The organism is Actinoplanes sp. L3-i22 (assembly GCF_019704555.1).
Classification (GTDB): domain Bacteria; phylum Actinomycetota; class Actinomycetes; order Mycobacteriales; family Micromonosporaceae; genus Actinoplanes.
This window is the reverse complement of sequence record NZ_AP024745.1, coordinates 909,851-931,415: the sequence shown is the minus strand read 5'-3', so window position 1 is coordinate 931,415 and position 21,565 is coordinate 909,851. Positions and strand designations below refer to the sequence as shown.

At 72.8% G+C, this 21,565-nt stretch carries 16 protein-coding genes; 4 read left to right on the top strand and 12 right to left on the bottom strand.

Features of this window, described 5'->3' with window-relative positions:
* The first annotated feature begins 93 nt into the window (after positions 1–93).
* Entirely contained in the window at positions 94–1,392 is a 1,299-nt protein-coding gene (locus L3i22_RS04320; RefSeq protein WP_221325706.1) for a hypothetical protein, read from the top strand.
* Here L3i22_RS04320 and L3i22_RS04315 read toward each other — a convergent pair.
* From L3i22_RS04315 to L3i22_RS04300, 4 genes are all read right to left on the bottom strand, one after another.
* Entirely contained in the window at positions 1,379–3,379 is a 2,001-nt protein-coding gene (locus L3i22_RS04315) for an ATP-binding protein (protein WP_255657939.1), read from the bottom strand. The genes L3i22_RS04320 and L3i22_RS04315 overlap by 14 nt on opposite strands.
* Positions 3,376–4,086 (bottom strand): DUF4255 domain-containing protein, encoded by a 711-nt coding sequence (locus L3i22_RS04310; RefSeq protein WP_221325705.1) that lies wholly within the window; start codon positions 4,084–4,086, stop codon positions 3,376–3,378. Before L3i22_RS04310 ends, L3i22_RS04315 begins: the two co-directional genes overlap by 4 nt.
* Positions 4,083–7,064, bottom strand: coding sequence for a DUF11 domain-containing protein (locus L3i22_RS04305; protein WP_221325704.1), 2,982 nt, complete (start codon positions 7,062–7,064; stop codon positions 4,083–4,085). The genes L3i22_RS04310 and L3i22_RS04305 overlap by 4 nt, the downstream gene beginning before the upstream one ends.
* 74 nt (positions 7,065–7,138) lie before the next feature.
* A complete protein-coding gene (locus L3i22_RS04300) occupies positions 7,139–7,759 on the bottom strand; it encodes a response regulator transcription factor (protein WP_221325703.1) in 621 nt (206 codons plus the stop codon).
* A 176-nt stretch (positions 7,760–7,935) separates the two neighbouring features.
* Here L3i22_RS04300 and L3i22_RS04295 point away from each other — a divergent pair, with 176 nt between their 5' ends.
* Positions 7,936–9,222 carry a hypothetical protein gene (locus L3i22_RS04295; protein ID WP_221325702.1) on the top strand — a complete coding sequence of 429 codons (1,287 nt, stop codon included), beginning with the start codon at positions 7,936–7,938 and terminating at the stop codon, positions 9,220–9,222.
* Between the two features lie 63 nt (positions 9,223–9,285).
* On the opposite strand, the gene L3i22_RS04290 is transcribed toward L3i22_RS04295, so the two are convergent.
* The 5 genes from L3i22_RS04290 to L3i22_RS04270 all read right to left on the bottom strand — a co-directional run bounded on the left by L3i22_RS04290 (position 9,286) and on the right by L3i22_RS04270 (position 13,915).
* Positions 9,286–10,188, bottom strand: coding sequence for a hypothetical protein (locus L3i22_RS04290; protein WP_221325701.1), 903 nt, complete (start codon positions 10,186–10,188; stop codon positions 9,286–9,288).
* 216 nt (positions 10,189–10,404) lie between these two features.
* Complete coding sequence (locus L3i22_RS04285; RefSeq protein ID WP_221325700.1) at positions 10,405–11,490, bottom strand: hypothetical protein; 1,086 nt, start codon at positions 11,488–11,490, stop codon at positions 10,405–10,407.
* On the bottom strand, positions 11,487–12,002 hold the full coding sequence (locus tag L3i22_RS04280; protein WP_221325699.1) for a SigE family RNA polymerase sigma factor: 516 nt from the start codon (positions 12,000–12,002) through the stop codon (positions 11,487–11,489). The genes L3i22_RS04285 and L3i22_RS04280 overlap by 4 nt, the downstream gene beginning before the upstream one ends.
* An 80-nt stretch (positions 12,003–12,082) precedes the next feature.
* Positions 12,083–13,120 carry a hypothetical protein gene (locus tag L3i22_RS04275; protein WP_221325698.1) on the bottom strand — a complete coding sequence of 346 codons (1,038 nt, stop codon included), beginning with the start codon at positions 13,118–13,120 and terminating at the stop codon, positions 12,083–12,085.
* Positions 13,121–13,261: 141 nt separating this feature from the next.
* Positions 13,262–13,915 carry a hypothetical protein gene (locus L3i22_RS04270; protein ID WP_221325697.1) on the bottom strand — a complete coding sequence of 218 codons (654 nt, stop codon included), beginning with the start codon at positions 13,913–13,915 and terminating at the stop codon, positions 13,262–13,264.
* Between the two features lie 99 nt (positions 13,916–14,014).
* Here L3i22_RS04270 and L3i22_RS04265 point away from each other — a divergent pair, with 99 nt between their 5' ends.
* Both L3i22_RS04265 and L3i22_RS04260 read left to right on the top strand, forming a co-directional pair.
* The gene (locus L3i22_RS04265; protein WP_221325696.1) at positions 14,015–14,305 is read left to right on the top strand and encodes a hypothetical protein; all 291 of its coding nucleotides are present in this window, start codon (positions 14,015–14,017) and stop codon (positions 14,303–14,305) included.
* A 5-nt stretch (positions 14,306–14,310) separates the two neighbouring features.
* Positions 14,311–14,910 carry a hypothetical protein gene (locus L3i22_RS04260; RefSeq protein WP_221325695.1) on the top strand — a complete coding sequence of 200 codons (600 nt, stop codon included), beginning with the start codon at positions 14,311–14,313 and terminating at the stop codon, positions 14,908–14,910.
* Positions 14,911–14,968: 58 nt separating this feature from the next.
* Here L3i22_RS04260 and L3i22_RS04255 read toward each other — a convergent pair whose 3' ends face one another.
* The 3 genes from L3i22_RS04255 to L3i22_RS04245 are packed head-to-tail and all read right to left on the bottom strand — an operon-like array spanning position 14,969 to position 21,463.
* The gene (locus L3i22_RS04255; RefSeq protein ID WP_221325694.1) at positions 14,969–19,315 is read right to left on the bottom strand and encodes an FtsK/SpoIIIE domain-containing protein; all 4,347 of its coding nucleotides are present in this window, start codon (positions 19,313–19,315) and stop codon (positions 14,969–14,971) included.
* Positions 19,316–19,367: 52 nt separating this feature from the next.
* The gene (locus L3i22_RS04250; protein WP_221325693.1) at positions 19,368–19,661 is read right to left on the bottom strand and encodes a WXG100 family type VII secretion target; all 294 of its coding nucleotides are present in this window, start codon (positions 19,659–19,661) and stop codon (positions 19,368–19,370) included.
* A 32-nt stretch (positions 19,662–19,693) separates the two neighbouring features.
* Entirely contained in the window at positions 19,694–21,463 is a 1,770-nt protein-coding gene (locus L3i22_RS04245; protein WP_221325692.1) for a putative T7SS-secreted protein, read from the bottom strand.
* Positions 21,464–21,565 lie beyond the last annotated feature (102 nt).

Below are 21,565 nucleotides of genomic sequence, written 5' to 3'. Positions count from 1 at the left end.
GTCGCGCCAAGGTCCGCGAGGGCGTCACGGAGGGCAGAAAGGATGCCCGAGCGCTTGCCGGGGCCGGGCCGCGCGACCGTGTTGACTGGCCGGATGCAGAGCAGGCAGGAGCCACGGCGCTCGGTGGAGCCGGCCGTCCGGCGCGACGTCGGTCCGAATCGGACACATCTTGCCCCGGATGTGGCCCGGGCGCATCTCCTGCAGCGCACCATCGGCAACGCGGCGACCGGTCTGGTCCTCCAGCGGGTGACCGACGTGGACCGGGCGCGGTGGACGGCGAAGCGGCAGCGGGTCGTCAAGGTCACGCCGGACGGCTACGCCGCGGCGCACGGCGCGGCCGGGGTGGCCGCGCTGACCCGGGAACAGCTGCGGGACTACCTGGTGATGGCGTTCGTCGACGACCTGCAGATGGCGACCGGCTACGCGGAGGTGCCGGCCGACATCACCGCGATGGAGACGGCGACGCTGAGTCTGCGTCAGCTGGGCCAGGCCATGCAGGCGATGCAGCCCGGCGCCGTGGTCGGCGCCCAGGCCGACTTCCTGACCGGCGCCGTCGAGGACGTCAACCGGATCCTGACCGGGCGCGCGAACCACGAGACCCGCTACAGCGTGGAACCGACCGGCGGGTACGAGCACAACTCCCGGAACAAGAAGGCCATGAAGACGACGTGGCCCGACAGCGAGAAGATGTGGGAAACGATCGGCCCGGCGCTGGGCACCGATTTCCCGGCCGCGGCCACCGGTGTCCCGCGGGTCGCCGCGCAGCGCCCGATCGGGCAGCTGGCCTGGTCGTCGGCCAAGTCGATGCTGCCCCGGCCGATGCTCAACCTGCTGTTCGACGTGCGGTTCCAGCTGGAGAGCGGGACCCTCGTCGACGAGCGCACCGACACCGAGCTGGCCGCCCAGGAGAAGAGCCCGCACGCGCCGGGCACGCTGCGCAGCTGGCATCAGGACGACTCGGGCCGGCTCGGCGGCACCGGGATCGCCCCCGGCACACCGGCCGCGGTGCGCACCGCGGTCACCACCACCGAGCCGCTCGCCACCGACCTGCACGACCACTACGACGAGCGTTCGCAGAGCGGCGCCGGCTCGTCGGTGCAGAACGCCGCGACCGGTCCGCGCGGCCTGGCCGAGTACACCGGCGCCGGCACGAACAGCGAGCACTTCACCAAGATCGTGCTCGACTACGTGAACAAGCGCGTCTACCTGACCCTCACCCACTACCAGTTCTGGGCCCTGGCCGACCGGAGCGGGACGGCCGAGTTCTGGAACCTCGGCACGCAGAACGAGGCCGAGGCCCAGGGTCAGATGCGGGCCCGGGAACGGCAGGAGGGCCTGGACCCCGGCAGCGCCACGCTGATGAGCCCGTGGATCGAGATCACCGGGATGTAGGCAGCAACCGGCCCAGTTTGCGGTATTCGCGCTCGGCCGCAGCCACCAGCTGGGCCATCGTCACCGGGCCGCCGGCCGCCGCGGCGAGGTAGCCGGCGGTGACCGCGCAGGCCCGGATCGCGCCGCCGGACAGCTCGTAGACCCGGGCGCAGAGCTCCAGGTCGAGGTCGTCCGCGCGGGGCAGGTCGGCGCCCAGGCAGTGGTCCCACAGCGCACCCCGCAGCGCCTGGTCCGGCACCGGGAAGTCGACGATCACGTCGAGCCGCCGGATGAACGCCTCGTCCAGGTTCGCCCGCAGGTTCGTGGTCAGGATCGCCACGCCGTCGAACGACTCCATCCGCTGCAGCAGGTAGGCGCTCTCCATGTTCGCGTAGCGGTCGTGCGCGTCGCTGACCTCGGAGCGCTTGCCGAAGATCGCGTCCGCCTCGTCGAAGAGCAGCACCCCGTTGACCCCGGCCGCCTCGGTGAAGATGCGCTCCAGGTTCTTCTCGGTCTGGCCGACGTACTTGTCGACCACCGTGGAGAGGTCGACGACGTACAGGTCGAGGCCCAGGTCGGCGGCGACCACCTCGGCGGACATCGTCTTGCCGGTGCCGGAGTCGCCGGCGAAGAGCGCGGCCACGCCGCGTCCCCGGCCGCCGCCCGGGCGCAGCCGCCAGTCGCCCAGCACCCGGTCCCGGTGCCGGACCCGGCCGGCCAGGTCATGCAGTTGCCCCCCGACGTCGTCCGGCACCACCAGGTCGGCCCAGGTGACGGCCGGTTCGACGCGGCGGGCCAGCAGTTCCAGGCCGGCCGCGTTCTGACTGCGGACCCCGGCCCGGATGTGATCGGCGCCGACCCGCTCCGCGCCGGCCAGCAGGGCGAGGTGGGTGGCGACGGTCGCGGCCCGGCGCGCCTGCGGCGCATTCAGCGTGTACGGCGCCAACTCCCGCCCCACGTCCACCCCGTCCGCCACCGCCGCGCCGAGCGAGGCCTGCCAGAGAGCCAGCCGCTCGGCGCCCACCGCCGGCGCGGCCACCAGCACCGGGGCCTGCTCGGCCCAGAGTGGATCCCACCGCGACCGCCCGGTCAGGACCACCGGCGCCGCGGCGTCCAACAGTCCCCGCAGCGCACCGACCCGGGCCGAGTCGACCGGCCCGGCGACCAGTCCGGCCCCGGCCAGCCGCGCCTCGCGGACCGCGCTGGTGATCGCCTCGGCCGGCGCCGGGTCGGTGGCCAGCACGTCCAGGTCCAACCGGAGGGCGGTGCGACCGGCCGCGGCCAGCGCCGCGACGGCCAGGTCCTCGGCCGCGCCGGCGGCCGGGTCGTGCACGTAGGCCAGCCGGTGCCCGGCGCCGATCGCGGCGGCCAGCCCGGTCGTGCCGGCCGGCTTCCAGCCCGGCTCGGGCACCGGGTGCAGCAGCCGGGCCAGGCGCGGGTCGGGCCGGTCGTCGCCGAGCAGATGCCCGAGCACCCGGTCCGGGACCCGCAGGGTGCGGGTCAGGAACGGGCGGTCGGGGTCCTCGACGAGCAGCAGGCCGCCGTCGACCAGCGGGTTGCCGGCGGTCAGCCGGGCGCGGGCGGCGCCCAGCACCGGCGGCACCCCGGACAGCTCGATGGCCAGGCCGATGGTGGCCCGGGGCCGGGTGACGTCGTCGTTCAGGTAGCCGTAGAGCTTCTCGTACCGCCGGTCGAGATCCGGCAGCATCGCCACCAGCAGGATCTCCGAGTCCAGCGGGAGCAGGCCGAACTCGTCGATCAGGCGGCGCAGCGGCCCGGCCGGGTCACTGGCGTCCTCGGCGGCGGCCAGCGCGTCCCGGTCGACCAGGTCGGGCAGTGGCCCGGCGCTCGGGTCCGCCAGCAGCCGCCGGGCGGCGGCCGCGGAGAGGTGCAGGCCGCGCAGCGGGTCGCCGGGCTCCGGGTCGGTCTCCTGCCGGAGCGCGACGGCCCGATGGATCCGCTGCTCGATCAGCGCGAGCCGGGCACCCAGGTACTCCGCGCCGGTCACCGTGCGCCGATCGGGCCGGAGCCGCGGCGCCGGCGTTCGCCGGGAAGATCACGATCCCGGGGTACGCCCATCCGGCGCACCCCGTCGGCTGCGGCCAGCTCGGGCTGGTTGAGCCGCCGGGACTCGTTCGTGCCGGTGTCCGCGTCCCGGGTCCGCAGCCGCAGCCCGTCGGTGACCGCCGCCGCGGCGCGCACCCGGCTGCCGGCCAGCGGGGCGAGCACGACCAGGTCCAGCGACGGTTTCAGGTTGCCGCCGAGCGCGGTCCAGATGTCCGCGAGGCCGCGGTCCCGCATCGGCGGCACCGCGATCGTCAGCGACACCGGCAGGGCCATCCGGGCCAGCGTGCCGGTGAGCCGCTCGGGCGGGACCGCGTCGTGCCGGACCAGCCCGGCGAGCAGCACCGACAGGATCCGGTGCTCGTCCTGCGGGCGGCTGGTCCACGCGGTGACCAGGTACGACAGCGAGAACCACCGCGGCGCGTCATGCTCGGCCACCACCGCGCCGCCGTCGTCGTACTCGGCGGCCGAGCCCTGCTGCCGCAGCGTCACGTCCTCCTGGATGTCGTAGAGGAACAGGTTCACCGTCGGGGCGGTCCGCCGCGCGGTCCACTCCTTGGTCGGCGCCTCGAACGCCACCTGGATGTCCATGCCCGGCAGCGTGTCCTCGTTGAGCAGCGACAGCAGCGCCGCGTCCACCTCGTCGATCACTTGCGGAGCACCAGCCCCGGCGGCTGCTGTGCCGGCTGGACGACCTGGAAGTCGGTGGTCACCCGGGCGAACCCGGAGCCGGTGGCGAGCACCTGGCGCGGGCCGAGCGGGTCCTTCCAGAGCACCAGCAACTGCGAGTCGAAGCGGCCCTTGGCGTCCGGCACGGCCGGGTTCGCCGCCACCGTCACGCCGGTGTCCCAGGCGAGCCGGACCGGGACGCCCGGCGGGAAGTCGAAGCCCCGGACGATCGTGACGAAGCCGGGCGGGCCGAGCTCCGGGTTGGCGACGATCCGCGGCTGCAGGACCCGCAGCGGGGTCGCGACGTCCTGCGTGACCAGGGTGTCGGCGGTGATCGTGCCCCGTACCGTCGTGGTGATCTTCTTGGGTGGAACCAGCACGAAGGTGAACTGGCCGGCGGCGCCCGGCGGCAGGTCACCGACCTGGCAGACGGTCACGTCGCAGGCCGCGGGCCGGGTGACGACCGGGATGCCGGTGGGCAGCTGCGGCCGGACGGTCACGCCGGTGGCGGTGCTGCCGCCGACGTTGCGCACCGTGTAGACGACCGTGGTGCGGTGGCCGACCCAGGTCGGCGTCGGCGTGATCACCACGCTGACCACCAGCAGCGGCGGGGCCGGCGGCGGGGGCAGCACCGACGACTCGCTCGGCGACGGGACCGGCGGCGCGGACGCTTCCAGCCCGACCTGGGCGGTGTTGTTCACCGGGGCGGCGTCGGCGAACCAGCCGCCGGCCGTCCAGCTCAGGTTCGCGGTGCCGGCGGTGGTCGCGGTGACGGTGACCCGGACGCCGACCGGCACGCCGAGGCCCGGGGTGCCGAGCACGCAGGTCAGGCCGGCCACGTCGCACGTGCCGCTGTCCGCCGCCAGGGCGGTGATCTGGAAGCCGGTGGGCACGGTGAAGTCGACGTGCACGCCGTGCGCGGTCACCGGGCCCTGGTCGGTCACCGACAGCGACAGGGTGGTGGTCTCGCCGGTGGTGAACTCCTTCGGCTCGTCGACCACCGCGGTGCTGACGTCGCTGGCGCTCTGCCAGGCGGGCCAGCGCTGCCGGCCGGGGATCTCCCAGGTCAGGCCGTCGCGGACGCCACTGGCCAGGTCGTACGTCTTGACGTAGTCGGGCTCGGTCGCGGCGGCGAACCGGCGCGCCGCGTGGGCCAGCGTCTGCCCGTCCGGCGACCAGTCCACCTCGCGCGGGTGGTGCGGCCCGGTGTCCGGCGCGGTCAGCGCGCCGTCACAGGCGTTGTTCACCGGCACCAGCACCCGGCAGTTGCCGCCGGCCAGGTCGGTGACGAGCATCCCGTCCGGCGCGCGGCCGAACGCGATCTGGTTGCCGTCCGGCGAGAAGCCGGCGCCGTAGTCGGCCCGGCCGGCTCCGCCCGAGGCCACGGTCAGGTCGGTCTGGGTGCCCGAGCCGTCCGCGGCGACCAGCCAGAGGTGGCTGTTCGCGGCGGCGCCCTCGGTCTGCCCGCGGTCGAAGACGAGCGTGCCGCTGTCCGGCGACCAGGCCGGCTGGGTGTCGCCGACCGCGTCGCCGTTGGACGGAATGGTGGTGACCGGCGCGCCGGTCTCGGCCTTGACCACCACGATCCGCGCGGGCGTGCCCGGGGTGCGCAGCACGTACGCGATCCGCGTCCCGTCCGGCGACCAGACCGCCTCGGTCTCGGAGCCGGTGGCGGTCCGTTCCGGCAGGTCCAGCCGCTTGCCGTGGCTGCCGTCGGCCCAGACCACCCAGAGCCGGGCGACCCGGTTGCCGCCCTCGGTCTCGAACCGGCTGACCAGGATCCGCTGCCCGTCCGGCGAGTACGACGGCCGGGACGTCCACGGGTCCCCGTTCGCCGGGTTCCACAGCAGGTCGGGGTTCTGGCTCGCGCCCGGGTCCTCGCGGAGCACGGTCACGCCGAGGTCGCGCGGGTCGACGGCGTCCGGTCGGACGTCGGAGAGGTCGGCGGTGTACCGGTCCGGCGCGGTGGTCCGGGTGACCAGCAGGCGCTCGGTGGTGCCGTCCGGGTTGTACCAGCTGGGCGTGTCGATCGAGCGGTCCTCACCGGACTTCAGCTCGGCGATGCAGGGGCAGCCGTCGTCGCGCGGCTGGCCGCTGTAGAGCAGGTCGGCGTCGCCGAGCGTGCCGGACGGCTGGGTGCTGCGGCTGATGAACGCGACGGTCAGACCGTCCGGCGCCCAGGCCGGCTCGCGGCTCTCCCAGGCGGCGTTGAGCATCAGCCGGTCGCCGGTGCCGTCCAGCGCGCTGATGTGCACCTTGCGGTCGTTCGCGCTGGCCGGGGCGGCGGTCCAGGCGATCAGGCCGCGGGCGGCGACCGGGTTCCAGGACGGCTCGCCGGCGCCGCCGGGGAGCGCGGTCACGAACCGGACCACGCCGCCGGCCACCGCGATGCACCAGACCTGCGGGACGTCCGAGCCGATCCGGCCCTCGAAGGCCAGCTCGGTGCCGTCCGGCGACCAGGACGGCCAGTAGTTGTCACCGCTCCCGTCGGTGACCCGCTGCGGGGTGCCGCCGGAGACGCCGACCACCCACAGGTCACGGGCGCTGCCCGGGCCCTCCCGGGTCATCGCGTAGGCCACCCGGGTCCCGTCCGGCGAGACCACCGGGTGGCTCGCCACCTGGGCGGTGTCGCTGGTCAGCTGGACCGGGTCACCGGTGCCGACCCGGGCCCACACCTGGGCGAGGCGGGACGTCCGGCGGCTCACGAAGGTCACCGTGGCGCCGCGGGCCGAGGCCTCGTCGTCGAAGTGCTGGACGCTCGTCGAGAACAGTGGGTCGCTGGTGGTGGCGCCGGCGACCACGCCGATCGACCGGTGGGCGGTGCCCACGTAGGCCACTCGCAGGTCATCGGCGGTCAGGGGCGGATCACCGGGCGCGGCGCCGGCGACCACCGCCCAGACGCCGGGTACCGCGACGAGCGCGGCCAGGGCAAGGGCCGTCAACGCCCGAGACTTTCGCACGATGACATCCTGGGCAAGAGGGAGCGGCGCCCGCACCGGGCGACCGGGCAACACCGAGGGCAGAGAAGCTGCCCTCAGATCAGGTCGTGCCGCAGGGCGTACGCCACCGCGTGCGCCCGGTTCCGCAGTTGGAGCCGGGTGGTCAGCTCATGCAGCACGTTCTTCACGGTCCGCTCCGAATAGGACAGCTTCGAGGCGATCTCCCGGGTCTCCAGGCCCTCCGCGACCAGGCGCAGCACGTCGACCTCGCGGGTGGTCAGGCCGCGCAGGGTGAGGCCGCGCGGGTGCAGCACCTCGCGCTGCAGGCGGCCCATCTGCTCGAGCAGCCGGCCCAGCAGGTCGCCGGGCACGCTGCCCTCGCCCTTGGCCGCGGCGAGCAGCACCTGGACGAGCCGGCCGGTCGGCACCTCGGTGCGCCGGGCGACCCCGACGACGCCGCACTCGACGGCCCGGGTCAGCTGCTGGTCGTCCAGGTTGGCGGCGACCAGCACCAGGCGGCTGGTCCCGCGGCGGAGCTCACGCAGCGTGGCGAAGGTTTCCTCGGTGACGGTGTCGGCGACGACCACGATGACCGCCGCGGACGCCCGTTCCGCCTCGCCGACCACCCGGATCTCCGGCCGCCCGGCGAGATGGCTGTTCATGCCCAGCAACGTGATCGGATCCGTGGCCTGGACAAACACCGGCACCCGCTGCATGCTCTTCCTCCCGTCGTCGGACAGGGCATTCTGGTCCGCGCCGCTTAGCAAGCACTTAGCAGGCACTTAACGGACGGTGAGACGCGAAGCACACCGACCGGACGGGCAGCAGGTCTGCCCGTGGCGGTTCCCGCACGGTCCTGGTCTGTCGCTCATCGATCTTTACGCTCGGCGATATGCGTGCATCCGCGATTCTGGGGAGTGCGGCCGTCTCGGTCACCCCCGGCTCCACCGTGACGGTCCCGGTGACCGTACGAAACTCGGGCGACACCGTGGAGGCCTACCGGCTCGAGGTCCTCGGCGAGACCGCGGAGTGGGCCGTCGTCGAGCCGGCCGAGATCACTCTCTACCCGGCGGGCAGCGAGACCGTGACGGTCACCTTCGCTCCCCCACGGTCGCCGCGGGTCCCGGCCGGCGAGCGGCCGTTCGGCGTGCGCGTCGTGCCGTCCGAGCACCCGGACTCGACCGTGGTGCAGGAGGGCCTGCTCACCGTCGAGCCGTTCCAGGAGGTCAGCGCCCAGCTGCAGCCCGGCTCGCAGGCCGGCCGCCGGCAGGGCCGCTACCGCATCGACACCGACAACCACGGCAACGTCGCCGAGGAGCTGACCTTCGCCGCCGCGGACGGGACCGACCAGGTCACCTTCGCGCTGCGGCCGGAGTCGGTGATCGCCGGCAACGGCACCCGGGCGGAGACCCGGCTGACCGTGAAGGCGCGCCGCTGGCTCTGGTGGGGGGCGCCACGCGAGTTCCCGTTCACCGCCGAGGTGCAGCCGGCCGGCGGCCGGGTCCTCGCGATGGAGGGCGTCTTCGTCCAGAAGCCGGTCATCTCGCCCGGCCTGCTCAAGCTCCTCGCGCTGCTGCTCGCGCTGCTCCTGGCCCTGCTCGGCCTCTGGTTCGGGCTGGTCCGGCCGGCGGTCGAGTCGGCCGCGAAGGAGGCGGTGGACCAGAACACCGCGCAGCAGCGGGCCGCCCAGGAGGCCGAGTTCGCCACCACCCCGCCCGACCCGACGCCGACGCCGGCCGCCACCGCCACGGCCGGCGCCGGGAACCAGGGCGCCCAGGGTGGCACCGGGACCGGGACGGCCGGCAACGGAGCGGGCGAGCAGTTCTCCGCGGCGATCACCTTCAAGACCAACAAGTCCGGCTCGGCCGAGCGCAGTTACACCGTGCCGGCCAAGCAGACGTTCCTGCTCACCGACTTCCTGGTGGACAACGTGCAGGGCGACGAGGGCACGCTGCGGGTGACCGCGAACGGGGTGCCGGTGGTGACCTACGCGCTGGAGAACTTCCGCAACCAGGACTACCACTCGGTGACCCCGATCCGGGTTCCGGCCGGCGCCCGGGTCAGCATGCTGGTGACCTGCCGCGCCCCCGGCACGCCGGCCAACGCGACCGCGGCCACCCAGTGCCGCGAGTCGCTCTACCTCAACGGCCTGATGCAGAAGACCAGGACCACAAACTGAAAGACAAAGATCGAGACCCGCTTTCCCGTACGGAGGAAAGCGGGTCTCGTTCGTTTTGCGGCGTCAGTAAGCGACGCCCACGCCGCCCATCGGCCCCATCTCCAGATCCTGGGCCGGGGCCTTCTTGAACGGCCAGCAGTCCTCCCATTTCTTCGCCTCGCCGAGCGCCTTGGTGAGCACCCCGGCGACCGCGATGGTCAGCCCGGCCGTGCGCGCCCCGCTCACGTAGGTCGCCGCGCTCACCCCGGCCGGGACCGCCGACGCCGCGTAGCCGAGCGTCCCGGCCGCGGCCGCGCCGAGCACCCCGCCGGCCAGCTTGGGGAGGTTCATCTTCCCGTCCGCCCACATCTTCTTGCCCTCGGAGGCGGCGTCGCCGAGACCGGACAGCCCGGAGAGGCCGGCGCCGGCGTACGTCATCGCCTTGTTCCCGGAGTACGTCCCGGCGATCTGCAGGATCAGGCCGAGGCCGGCCCCGGCGTTGCCGAGCCCCTTGGACCAGTCCCCGTCGAAGTACGGTTTGCTCGCCGCGGCCGGCTCGGCGGCCACCTCCGGCTCGGCCCCGGCCTGCTGGTCAGCCTGCTGTTGAGCCTGGACCCGGCGTTGCGCCTCGGCCTCCTGCTCGGCGAAGAACGGCGCCAGCGACTCGGCGATCGCGGCCAGCCCGAGGGCGTTCCGCGGGTCCGGCGCCGGCGGCACGTACGCCGCCGCGGCCGCGGCCAGCCCCGGGTTCTGCTGGGCCAGGGCCGCGCCCTGGTGGAACACCTGCCCCACGCCCTGCACCAGCGCCGCGCCGCCCGGGTTGCCCTGGTCGTTCTGGTTGCCGCCGGTCCGCTGTGCGAGCAGGTGCCCGACGGCCTCGTTCCCGGCGGTCCGCTGCAGCGTGGCGACCCCGCCCTCGTCGCGGGTCCGGGGCCGCGCGCCGGGGGGCCGTTCGGACGTCTGCCGGCTCTGCGTCTGCTGCCTCACCATCACTCCGATACGGTCGGCGGGAATGCCCGGAAACAGCTTAGGAATCACGGCGGGGCGGCGGTTGCCGTCAATGCCGGAATTCCGAGATGTCACCTCCGCGTCACCGGGGGTTCGGCTGCGTCCGTACCAAATCGGAATGGCTTTTGGAAAATGCCCGGAAGGGCAGCTGAAAGTGCCCTCGGAAGTGCCCGGCAGCACCACTGCCGGGCACCCTCATTTGGTGTAGGCGAGCATTTCCAGGTCCTTGACCGAGCCCGGCTCGGGCGCCTGCACCAGCAGCGTCCCGTCCGCGGCGAAGACCGAGAGCACCAGCCGGTCGCCGTCCTTCGCCCGGACCAGCAGGTTCCCCGCGGTGTCGAAGACCGCCGCCTGGACGTCGCCCGCCACCGGGATCGGCTGGAGCTCCCCGGTGACCGTGTCGACCACCGTGTCGGACTGCAGCGGCCGACCGTCGTCGAGGGCCAGTGCGCCGCTGAGCGTCATCGTGACCCGCCGGCCGTTCAGGTCCACCGAGGCCGGGATGCCGCGCAGGCCCTCGGGATTGCGGGCGGCATCCTCGCCCCACACCGGGACCGTCCGGTCGGCGACCCGCAGCCGGCCCTGGTCGGTGAGGTGGACCAGTGCGCCGCCGTCGCCGGACCAGTGGAACTGGGTCCCCGTCAGACCGCCCGGGATCGGGCCGAACTTGCCGGTCGCGACGGTCAGGACACCCGGGTCGGGCGCCGCGACGAACAGCTGGGCGCCATCCGGCGACCAGGCCGGGAGCTGCTGGTGGAGATCCACCTTGGCGGCCACCGCGGGCTGATCGGAACCGGACAGGTAGACCCGGTCGTTCGCGATGTAGGCGATCTTCTCGCCGTCCGGTGCGACCGCGACCGCCTGGTTGGCCTTGCTCAGCACCGTGCTCCGGTCGCCGGCGCCGGTGATCCGGACGACCGAGCCGTTCTGCGGCGAGCGGTAGAACACGTGCCCGGTCAGGTCGGTCAGCGACGTGGACCGCGGCGCCGCCATGGTGACCGTGGCCGGGCCGCTCGGCGTGGAGCTCCGGTCGATCGAGACGGCGGTCGAGGGCGAGACCGGCACCGAGGCCGCCACCGGCGGCGCCTTGTCGGGGCGTTCCCCGCCCAGCGTCACCGCGCCGAAGCCGGCCAGCCCGAGGACGGCCAGCGCCGACGCGGTCGCCGCGGTGACCCGGTTCCGCCGGATCTGGCGGGACCGGCCCAGCGCCCGTTGGTGCAGGTCGACGTAGCGGACGTCGTCGGCGATGCCGGTGAGCGAGTTCCGCAGGTCGTCGTTCATGCCGGCGCCTCCAGGGATCGCATGTCCGGCAGCAGCGTGCGCAGTTTGGTCAGGCCCCGCGCGCACTGCGTCTTGACCGTGTTGACCGAGACGCCGAGCAGCTCGGCCGACTCGGCCTCGGTGTGGTCCTCGAAGAATCGCAACACGATCACCGCCCGCTGCTTCGCGCTGAGCTGCAGCAGGGCGTTGCGCAGGACGATCCGCTGAGCGCTGGCGTCGGCCTGGTCGCCGCCGTGCGCGTCCGACCGGTCCGGGAGCTCGCCCGGCATGACCTCGGCGACCTTGCCGCGTCGCCAGAAGGAGACCTGAGCGTGGTACATGACCTTGCGAGCGTACGCTTCGGCGTTCCCGGCCCGTTCCAACCGGCCCCAGGACCGGTGGGTGCGGGCGAGAGCTTCCTGGACCAGGTCCTCGGCGAGGTACTGGTCACCGGTGAGCAGGAACGCGGACCGCAACAGCGAGTGCGTGCGGGACCGGACGAACTCCGCGAAGTCCGCCTCCGTGTCTTCCATCCGGGCAGTTCCGATCTTGTGGTTCTGAGATCGGTGATCTTAAACCTTTGAGTCTCCTCCGCGCTGTCCCACATGGTCAGTCACTCCGCGTAGCCGGCGAAGTTGATGACGCCGTTCGGGTCCGGAATGGCCGGCTCGGTCCGGCTGGTGATCTTCTTGCCGTCGGCCGCGAACAGCGTCAGCGTGTACGGACCGTCGCCCTTCGGGCGGGCCCGAACGAGCAGTGCGTCACCACGCAGGAACTGCACGGCGTCCACCTCGTCGGCGACGTCGATCGGCAGAACCTTGCCGGTGGTCAGGTCGAGAAGCTTGTCGGGCACCTCGCCGCCCGGGTTGTTGGCGTCGGTCATCCGGAACACCACCCCGGTGGCCCGGGTGCCGTCGTAGTTCACCGGGCCGAGGTAGCAGACCTCGATCCGGCTCGGGTTGGCCGCGCTGCTCTGCAGGCCGATCGCGGGAACCTGCCGCACCTCGCTGCCGTCCACGTTCGCGGTCGAGATCGAGCAGCCCTTCTGGTAGACGAGCTTCTTGCCGTCCCCGCTCATCCGGTAGTTCAGACCGCCCTGGACCGATTTGGGGAGGGCGGTGAACGTGCCGTCGGAGATCCGGAGGGTGCCCGCGGTGGTCTTCTCGGCCTGCCCGCCGGCTTTTCTCTTGTCGACCCGCTCGATGAGCACGCTTTTGCTGTCCGCGGTCCAGAAGTACGTGGGCTGCGTGGTGTCCCCGTGGTACGAGACCGCCACCTTGACCGTGCGCCGGCCGCTCGTGCCGTCCAGCCCGGTGAAGACCATCCCGTCCTGGCTGACGTGGGCGATGTGCTTGCCGTCCGGCGAGACGGTCTGCTGGAAGAGGTCGGCGCCGGTCACCTTGCGGGCCGGCTTCGTGCCCTTCACCGAGTAGAGCGCCTGGCCGTTCTGGTAGAAGGCGGTCCCGTCCAGCGTGGTGACCCCGGCGACCGGCGGGGCCGCGGGGCTGACCGTGGCCGAGGGGGTGCTCGCCACCACGACCTCGGCCGGCGCGGACGCCGCGGACGTCTCGGACGACTGGCTGCCCCCGTGGCAGCCGGACGTCAGCAGGACTCCGGCGACGACGACCAGGCCGGTCTTGATGGCACGCATCTCTTTGCTCCCCCGTGACGTTCAGTGTCTGACGCAGGGATAGACGCGCGAACCGCCCGGTTCCAGGTGACACCCGGGCCGAAGTTTTTTCGCCGGAAACGCAGATGGCCGGGCAGCAGCCCGGCCACCTGCGCAAACGCCTTACTTCGCGGCGACGACCTGCTTGCCGTCCGGGCCGAGCGCGAACCACGTGCCGCCCACGCCCTGCCCGTTCAGGTCGCCGGGCAGCTTGTCCTTGGCGAACCGGTACGCCGGCCACCCGCCCACGGTGATCTGCACCGTCCCGTCCTCCCGGCGGATCGCGCCGACCTGCTTCGGGTCGACGCCGGCCAGGTAGACCGCGCCACCCTCCTGGATCGTCACCGGCGGCCACTTCGCCGCGCAGTCGTCGTTGCAGTTCGACTTGGACGGCTTGGCGGTGTCCTTGTCGAAGCGGTACAGCGCCGCCTGGTTGATGTTGATCAGGTGCGGCTTGTTCAGCGGGGGCGAGGTCACCGCGGCGAGCTGCACCCACACCGGCGGGCTCTCCTGGATCGCCACGCCGATCACGGTGCCGCCGTTGCCGGTCTTGCCGTTCTGCGCCGCGGTCGAGTCGACCACCTCCAGCTGGCCGTTCCCGCCGCCGGCCGGCGCGGGGGCCGAGGAGGCGGCCGGCGCCGAGGTGGCCGCGGTCGTCGCCGCGGGCTGCTGCTTCGAGTCGGAGTCGGTGATGGTGATCGTCTTGCCGCAGCCGGACAACAGGGCGGCGGCGCAGAGCAGGACCGCGGCGCCGCGGCGGATGGGGGTCGAAGCCATACCGCACACACGAGACCGGCCACCCCGATGGTTCACCCCGCTTGAACCATCGCCGCGGGCCGTCTCGTGTGTGACGTACCCGGAACGGAAGGAACGCCCATGGCCGAGGACGTCAACATTCCCGGCAACGAGTTGAAGGAGGCCCAGGACATGCTCACCTTCGTCCACGACTTCATCGACATCGGGAACCACACGTTCGACTTCGACGCGGCGTTCGGACGGGAGCGGCTGCGGCACTCGGCCCAGCACTTCGAGGACCGGTGGAACGACGGCCGGTTCCAGCTGAAACGGCAGATCGTCGGCGTGCGTGACGCGATCGGCAGCATCCTCGACTCGTTCGAGAAGACCGACCAGGACGCCGTCAAGAGCCTCGACCAAGGACAAGGGTGAACGCGATGACGACGACGACCGCGCGGCGGTTCCTGCTGGACGTCCCGGACCTCTGGGACCAGGTCGACCTCAGCGGCGAGGAGCTGGCGAAGGTCCGGGCGCAGGCCCTGGCGACGACCGGGGACCCGCGCGAGCGGATGCGGATCAACGACATGTTCCGGCAGGCCCGCGAGATCAGCCGGGCGGCCCGGCGACAGGGGGCGCTGCTGGCCGCGGGGACCGCGACGGTGTACGACGAGGGCCTGTTCATGGCGTACGGCATGGTCTTCGCCGTCACCACGCCCCCCGGTCAGGAACTGACCCTGCCGGTGCTGTCCGCCCAGGCCGGCGTCTCGTCCGCGACCGGCACCGCGCCCCGCGACCGGATCATCTCGTCGGTCCGGCTCCCGCACGTCGGCCAGGTCGCCCGGGTCACCGGCACCGAGACCACCCGGTTGACCGGGGACATCGACGTGAAGCTGCTGACCATGCACACGATGATGCCGGTGCCGGGCCGCGCCGAGGACTTCCTGGTGGTCACCCTGGCCAGCCCGAACCTGCCGCTGAAGAACGAGGTCTACGACCTGTTCGACGCGATCACCAGCACGTTCCGCTTCATCGAATAGCGGAGTCGAGAAGCAGAGTGGAGGGACGGCCGTCCCCACGGCCGTCCCTCCGGGATCCCTAGCCGATCGGCACCTGCACGCTGAGCAGGCTGCCGTCCCCCAGATGCAGCAGGCCACGGCCCGGCTGCGGCGCCTGTCCCACGTTCCCCCGGGACAGCTTCACGCCGATGATCTCGCCGTCGCTCAACCCCTGCGGCGACAGCAACATGCCGGTTCGGTTCCGTTTGACCTGCCCCATCCATCCGGCCAGGGACAGTGCGAGCGACTCGGCGTTGCCGGCCGCGACCAGGCCCCACCCGTTGCCCTGCGCGCCCCGCGCGAAGGCCGCCAGGTCGGGGTCGATCTCCGAGCCCATCAGCAGCTCGGCGTCGTCGATCAGGATCACCGCGCTGGGCTCCGGAATGTTGCCGAGCACCGCGCGGAACTCGCCGATCCCGACGTCCGGATCGGTGAAGACCGCGGCCACGCCGGGCCGCCCGTCGAGCGCCCGCAGCGGCGAGCGCCGGGGTGCCAGCACGACCAGGCCGGCGCCCGAGGCCAACAGCGACTCGGCGACGGTGAGCAGGGCGGTGCTCCGGCCGGTGCGCGGCGGCCCGGCGATCACGAAGCTGGGCACCTCGGTCAGATCCGGTCCCAGCGACGTCAGGGTGTCGCCGCCGATCGCCACGAGAGGCCGCATCGGGCTGCGTTCGAGATGCAAATTCCAGGCTTCGGCGTACGAGATGGTGTCCGGCAGCACGTCCAACCGCCGCGCCCGCCGCGTGGCCGGCACGGCCGCCTCCCGCTTGGTCAGCTCCTCGCCCAGGGCGGACAGCACCTGCGCCTGCGCCGCCCCGGACAGGTCCTCGTCGAGCACCGCGATCTGCGCCTCGCTGAGGTCCGACGTGCGCATCGCCCGGCCGGGCTCCGGGTCCACCGGCGCCGACTTGGTCGGCACCCCGACGGTGGAGTAGTCCTGCCGGTCGTTGAGCCGCAGCACCAGCTTGTCCTCGGTGGTGCCGGAGTACCGTCCGCTGCCCAGCACCTTGTCGCCGGCCAGCACCACGTGGATGCCGACGCCCGCGCCGTCGCGCAGCAGCCGGACCATCCGCTCCAGGTAGCTGCCGTTGTCGTAGTTGACGAACTCCCGGTCGAACACCTCGAACCGGTCGACCATCAGCACGATGTGCGGCAGCCGCTCCCCCGGCGCCTGCGAGCGGCGCAGCTCGGTGAGGTCGGCGGCGCCGCGCGCGCCGAGCGCCGACTGGCGGGCGGTCAGTTCGGCGCCCAGCCGGTCGAGTAGCCGGCCCAGGCGCTCCACCTGGTTGCGGTCCACGATCGCGCCGGTGTGCGGCAGGGCGGCCAGCACGTTCAGCGCGCCGTTGCCGCAGTCCAGGCCGTAGAGGTGCAGGTCGTCGGCGCCGTGCGCGGTGGCCAGGGCGGCGGCCAGCGTGCGCAGCAGCTGCGAGCGGCCGCTGCGCGGGGAGCCGATCACGTGCAGGTGGCCGGCCCGGTCGACGTCGAAGGTCAGCGGGATCCGGCTCTGCTGGGCCGGGAGGTCGACGACGCCGTACTCGACCTTGGGCAGCGCGGCCGCCCGGGTTTCGGCCGGCTCGGGCGCCGCCGGACGGGTCCAGGTCAGCAGGCCGGGCAGCGGCGGCAGCCACGGGCTGGGCTGGCGCGGGATGCCGGCTTCGCGGGCCGCGTCGGCGATCGTGGTGACCAGGACGGCCAGGTCGGTGACGGCCTGCGAGGCGGACTGGCCACCACCGCGGGACGAGGCGGCGGCGGGGAGCGGGCCGCCCAGGTCCTTCCAGGTGACGGCGGCGGCCCGTACGGCAATCGGGGTGTTCTCTTGATCTTGACTTTGCCCGGCGGGCCGACGGCCGCCGACCCGCGCCGACTGGAACGGCAACAGCACCGACGGGCCGAGGCGGGCGAACGCGCGGCCCGGGTTCGCCGAGGAGATCTCGCCGGAGTCGGGCGCGTCGATGATGTCCCGGCTCTCCGAGGTGTCCGTGGTGCGCAGCGCGATCCGCAGGTTGGTGTTGGCCCGGATGTCCGGGGTCACCGCGCCACCCGGCCGCTGCGTCGCGAGCACCATGTGGATGCCGAGCGACCGGCCCCGCTGGGCGATGTTGACCAGACCGGTGATGAAGTCGGGCAGCTCGCGGACCATCGAGGCGAACTCGTCGACCACCAGCAGCAGCCGCGGCAGGGCCGGCAGCACGTTCCCACCCCGGGACCGTTTGTCCAGGTAGTCGACGATGTCCTTGGCCGACGCCGAGGCCAGCAGGGTCTCCCGGCGGCGCAGCTCGGCGCCGAGCGACACCAGCGCCCGCTCGACCAGGTGGGTGTCCAGGTCGGTGACCAGGCCGACGGTGTGCGGCAGGTCGGCGCACTCGGCGAACGCGCTGCCGCCCTTGTAGTCGACCAGCACGAAGGTCATCTCGTCCGGCCGGTTCACCACCGCGAGCGTGGCCACCAGGGTCTGCAGCAGCTCGGACTTGCCGGACCCGGTGGTGCCGGCGATCAGTGCGTGCGGCCCGTCCCGGACCAGGTCGATCGCGAACGGCCCGTCGTAGCCGGCGCCCAGCGTCGCGAGCGTGCTGCGCCCGCCCAGCGCCCAGCCGGCGGTCAGCGCGCCCGCGGTCGGCGGCTCGATGCCGAGCAGGTCCAGCAGCCGGACGCTGCCGGGCAGCGCGCTCTCGTCGCTGTCGCCCACGCCGCGCAGCGGGGCGAGCGCCCGGCCGAACGGCTCGAACCAGGCCTCGTCGGGCGCGTCGGTGCGGACCCCGGTGAGCGGCGCGCCGCCCCCGGTCCGCACCTTCGACATGTTGCGCGCGCCGAACTCGGTGACCGCGATCGCCCCGCACTCCTCGGGGAGCACCCGCTCCTCGGTGTCGATGCAGATCACGTAGACGCCGACGGCCGGCCCGTCGCGCAGCAGGCCGACCACGCCGGGCAGCGACCGGGCCCGGCGCGCCTGCTCCAGCACGACCAGGATGTCGGGCTGGCCGTTGACCCCGCCGCGGACCAGCTCCTTACCGGCGGTGGTCCGCGCGGTGACGATCTGGCCGAGCTCGCCGACCCGCCGGGCCAGCGAGTCGGCGGTGCTGCCGACCAGCGAGTACGCGTCCTCGGCGGCGGCCTGCGCGTGCGGCAGCCACCGGGTCCAGGCCCAGTTCCGCTCGCCGTCCGGGCCGGCCAGGATGACCGTGCGCAGGTCGGTGGGGCTGTGCAGGGCGGCCGCCTGGGCGACCAGCCAGCGGGCCAGCTCGGTGGCCTCCGGCCCGGCGATGCCGACCACGCCGGCCTGCCGGACCCCGACCGCGACCGGCGCCTCGAAGAGCGGCGGGACCGTGGTGCGCCGGTTCTCGTCCTTCGCCGGGTCGTCGACGCTCAGCGACGACGGCAGCTCGGTGGTGCCGATCCGGACCGAGAGGAAGTCCGGGTCCTGCCAGCGTCGTTCCCAGAGCCGCTCGGACGGCTGGCTCGCCATCTGCAGCAGCGAGGCCGGGTCGGGCAGCGCCAGTCGCAGGTCGAGCTGCTCGGCGAGCAGCGCGTCCTCGATCTCGGCCCGGACCGCGGCCAGCTTGGCCTGGTACGCCTTCTCGTCGTCGAGGTACTTCTGCATGATCTGCTTGCGCCCGCCGAACTGGGCGAGCAGCGCCGCCAGCGGCGAGAGCAGCGCGATGAAGACGAACGACCACTTGCCGGTCGCGACGATCGACACGATCGCGCCGGCCACCGGCACGAGCAGGATCGGCAGCAGCGGGATCGGCCGCTTGTCCGGCTTCACCGGCGCGGTGGGCAGCCGGAACTTCCCGCCGGCCGGGGCCGGCAGGAACCGCGGCGGCCGGTTGAACTCCTGCCCGAACCCGTCGGCGGCCGGGGTCAGCGGCGCCCGGTGGGACTGCCGGGAGGTCAGTTCGAGCAGGATGTCGCCGACCGTGACCAGGTTGCCCTCCCGCCACGGCGTACCGCCCTCGACCTGGCGGCCGTCGAGCCGGGCGTGCTCGGCGGTGACCAGCTCGGCGCCGCCGTCCAGCCGGACCCGGACCCGGGCCGCGTGGGCCGGCGTGGTCCCGTCCTCGGCGGCCAGCCGGATCCGGCAGGACGGTCCGCTGCCGATGTCGTAGTCGCCCGGGGTCAGCCGGTAGATGGTGCCCGCACCGGGCCCGGAGACGACCCGGATCTCGGTGCGGCCCTCGGCCTCGGGCTCGGCCGGCAGCGGCACGCCCAGCCCGAGGTCCACGCCGTCCCGCACGCCGGCCGCGCGCAGCGTGCTCGCCGGATCGATCGCCTCCGGGCCGAGGTAGAGCACCGGCGTGCCCCCGACCTCGCGGGCCAGTTCGGCGGCGAGGTCGCCGACCGTGGCCGACGACTCGGTGTCGACGACCACGGTGGTGTCTCGGACGCTCACGTTCAATCGCACGGCAACATCTGCTTTCGTGTCGGGACGGCGTGGGACTCGGTCAGTTGAGGTTGGAGCCCAGCTGGTCGTCGGTCTGCGAGAACGCGTCGCCGACCGACTTGACGTACTGGCCGATCCCCTGCAGGCCCTGGTTGACCTGGTCGAAGCCCTTGGCGAACTCGTCGAAGAAGGGCGAGAACTTCTGCTGGGCGGCCGGCGTGCTGTAGCCGTTCGCCAGCAGGCTGGAGATCTTGCCCTTGACCTCGGTCAGCTTGTCCTGCAGCTGGCTGAAGTCGTTGAGCAGCGCCTGCGAGGTCGAGGCGGTCTCGTCCGAGTTGACCCGGTAGTCGGGCATGGTGCTCTCCTTCTGTCGGTGTTACCGGTGGATCAGGTGAGTTGAATGGGGACGAACGGCAGGTTCAGCCGCTTCGCCGCGGTGATGCGGTGGTTCCCGTCGTTGATCGTCAGGTCGTCCTTGGCCAGGCCGACCGGGTTGAACGCCTTCTTGTCGGTGAAGCCCTGGACGATGTCGGCGACCCGCTTCTCCTCGAAGTCGTGGCGGATCAACCGGTCCGGGATCGAGTCGGTCGGGACCAGGACCACCGAGCCGGATTTCTGGTTCGCCAGGTCGTCGAAGCCGTTGACCTTCGGGAGGTCCACGCCGTCGAAGCCCTTGACCCGGAAGTGATCGGTCGGGATCGGCCCGCTGAACTTGGTGAAGTCCGCCTCCGGCGCGTCGTCGAACTTGTCGTCGAACGTGCGGAACTTGTTCGTGTCGATGTCGAAGAAGACCTTCTCGCCGGTGCGTTCCACCTGGAAGACCGCCGGGTCGATGTCGTCCGGATCGGTCTTGTGCAGGGTGAAGCTCTCGTCCGGGAAGTCCTTGTGCTTGAACGCCAGCGAGTCACCCTGCCGGTCGAGGGCGTTCGCCCCGAAGCTGTCCGGGTCGGGCGGGTGCACCGGCGGGGCCGACGGGCCGGCGCCGTCGTTCAGGCCGCGCGACCGGGGCCCGCCGGCCGGCGCGGTCTTGACCGGGATGCCGTTGCCCTCGGCGCCGAGCTTCTTCTTGCCCGCGGCGCCGCCGGTCAGCGCGCCGCCCGCGCCGACCGCGGCGATCTTCCCGGCGTCCAGCTCGTCGCCGTTGAGCACCTGGGTCGCCGTCTCGTCGACCGCCTTGTCCGCGGCGCCCTTGCCGGCCTCCTTGGCGATCTTCCCGGCGTTGCTGCTGAGCAGCGGTCCGATCGTCTTGCTGGAGTTGATCGACGCCTTGATCCCGGTGATGCTGCCGTTCACGGTCTTCGCGAACGTCGGCACCACCTTGGCGACCACGCCGGCGCCGGCCTTCACCCCGGCGCCGATCACCTTGAGCACCGACCCGCCCGGGACCAGGCCGATCAGCCCGACCAGGAAGTCGCCGAGTTTGAACTTGCCGCTGGATATCGCGGCTATCTGGGTGATCGCGAACAGGCTCGCCCCGAGTAGGAAGCCGACCACCGGGAAGAACACCGCGACGGCCGCGATCAGGATGCCGAGCAGGATCTGGACGAACGGGAAGTCCTCGAAGAAGTCCGCGATCTTCTGGAAGATGTTGCGTTCCGGGATCGCCTCGGCGGCCGCCCGGTCGAGCGCGTCCGAGCAGGTCCGCTCGGCCGACTCGCGCATGCTCCGGGCCTGCTCGGCCAGGCCGCGCGCGGCCGACATCTGACCCTTGGCGGCGTCGATGTCGTTCTGCGACTTCGACGCGGCGGCCTTGTCCGCGTCGGTCGCCTCCGGGGCCAGCGCCGGCACCGTCTGGTTCGCCTGCGGCGCGGCGGTGCGAGCCTGGTCGACGGCGCGGTCGAAGGTTTCCTGGGCTTCCTGCAGGCGCGGCATGTAGGACCGGTACGCGTCGGCCGCGTCCTGATAGGACCGCATCGTCTTGGACAGCTTGTCCGGCAGGTCGTCGCCGACCTTCTCGCGCAGCTTGTCCATCGCCGAGCCCCGGCCGGCCGCGATCGACCCGTCCTTCTTGAGGACGTTCAGCGCCCGCTCGGCGGCGTCCGCGATGTCGGCGTACCGCTGAACGACGCCCTGGATCTGATCCGGGTCGCCGGGCGCCGGGTCCGAGCTCATCCCGACCAGCTCGAAATCCGCGGGTGTCGCGTGTTGCCGCGCCATCCTCCACCTCTCGCCGTCGCCTACGTCGGGGGATACACGGGACGCCCCGGCGAATTGGTTCGAGTGTTTTTTCGTCGAACCTTTCCGCCGCCCGGTCCCGTG

Bases quoted from the DNA above. Each gene is read 5' to 3' on its own strand.
- L3i22_RS04320 (WP_221325706.1), top strand. From the start codon at position 94: ATGCAGAGCAGGCAGGAGCCACGGCGCTCGGTGGAGCCGGCCGTCCGG.
- L3i22_RS04300 (WP_221325703.1), bottom strand. From the start codon at position 7,759: ATGCAGCGGGTGCCGGTGTTTGTCCAGGCCACGGATCCGATCACGTTG.
- L3i22_RS04295 (WP_221325702.1), top strand. From the start codon at position 7,936: ATGCGTGCATCCGCGATTCTGGGGAGTGCGGCCGTCTCGGTCACCCCC.
- L3i22_RS04285 (WP_221325700.1), bottom strand. From the start codon at position 11,490: ATGAACGACGACCTGCGGAACTCGCTCACCGGCATCGCCGACGACGTC.
- L3i22_RS04280 (WP_221325699.1), bottom strand. From the start codon at position 12,002: ATGGAAGACACGGAGGCGGACTTCGCGGAGTTCGTCCGGTCCCGCACG.
- L3i22_RS04275 (WP_221325698.1), bottom strand. From the start codon at position 13,120: ATGCGTGCCATCAAGACCGGCCTGGTCGTCGTCGCCGGAGTCCTGCTG.
- L3i22_RS04270 (WP_221325697.1), bottom strand. From the start codon at position 13,915: ATGGCTTCGACCCCCATCCGCCGCGGCGCCGCGGTCCTGCTCTGCGCC.
- L3i22_RS04265 (WP_221325696.1), top strand. From the start codon at position 14,015: ATGGCCGAGGACGTCAACATTCCCGGCAACGAGTTGAAGGAGGCCCAG.
- L3i22_RS04260 (WP_221325695.1), top strand. From the start codon at position 14,311: ATGACGACGACGACCGCGCGGCGGTTCCTGCTGGACGTCCCGGACCTC.
- L3i22_RS04250 (WP_221325693.1), bottom strand. From the start codon at position 19,661: ATGCCCGACTACCGGGTCAACTCGGACGAGACCGCCTCGACCTCGCAG.
- L3i22_RS04245 (WP_221325692.1), bottom strand. From the start codon at position 21,463: ATGGCGCGGCAACACGCGACACCCGCGGATTTCGAGCTGGTCGGGATG.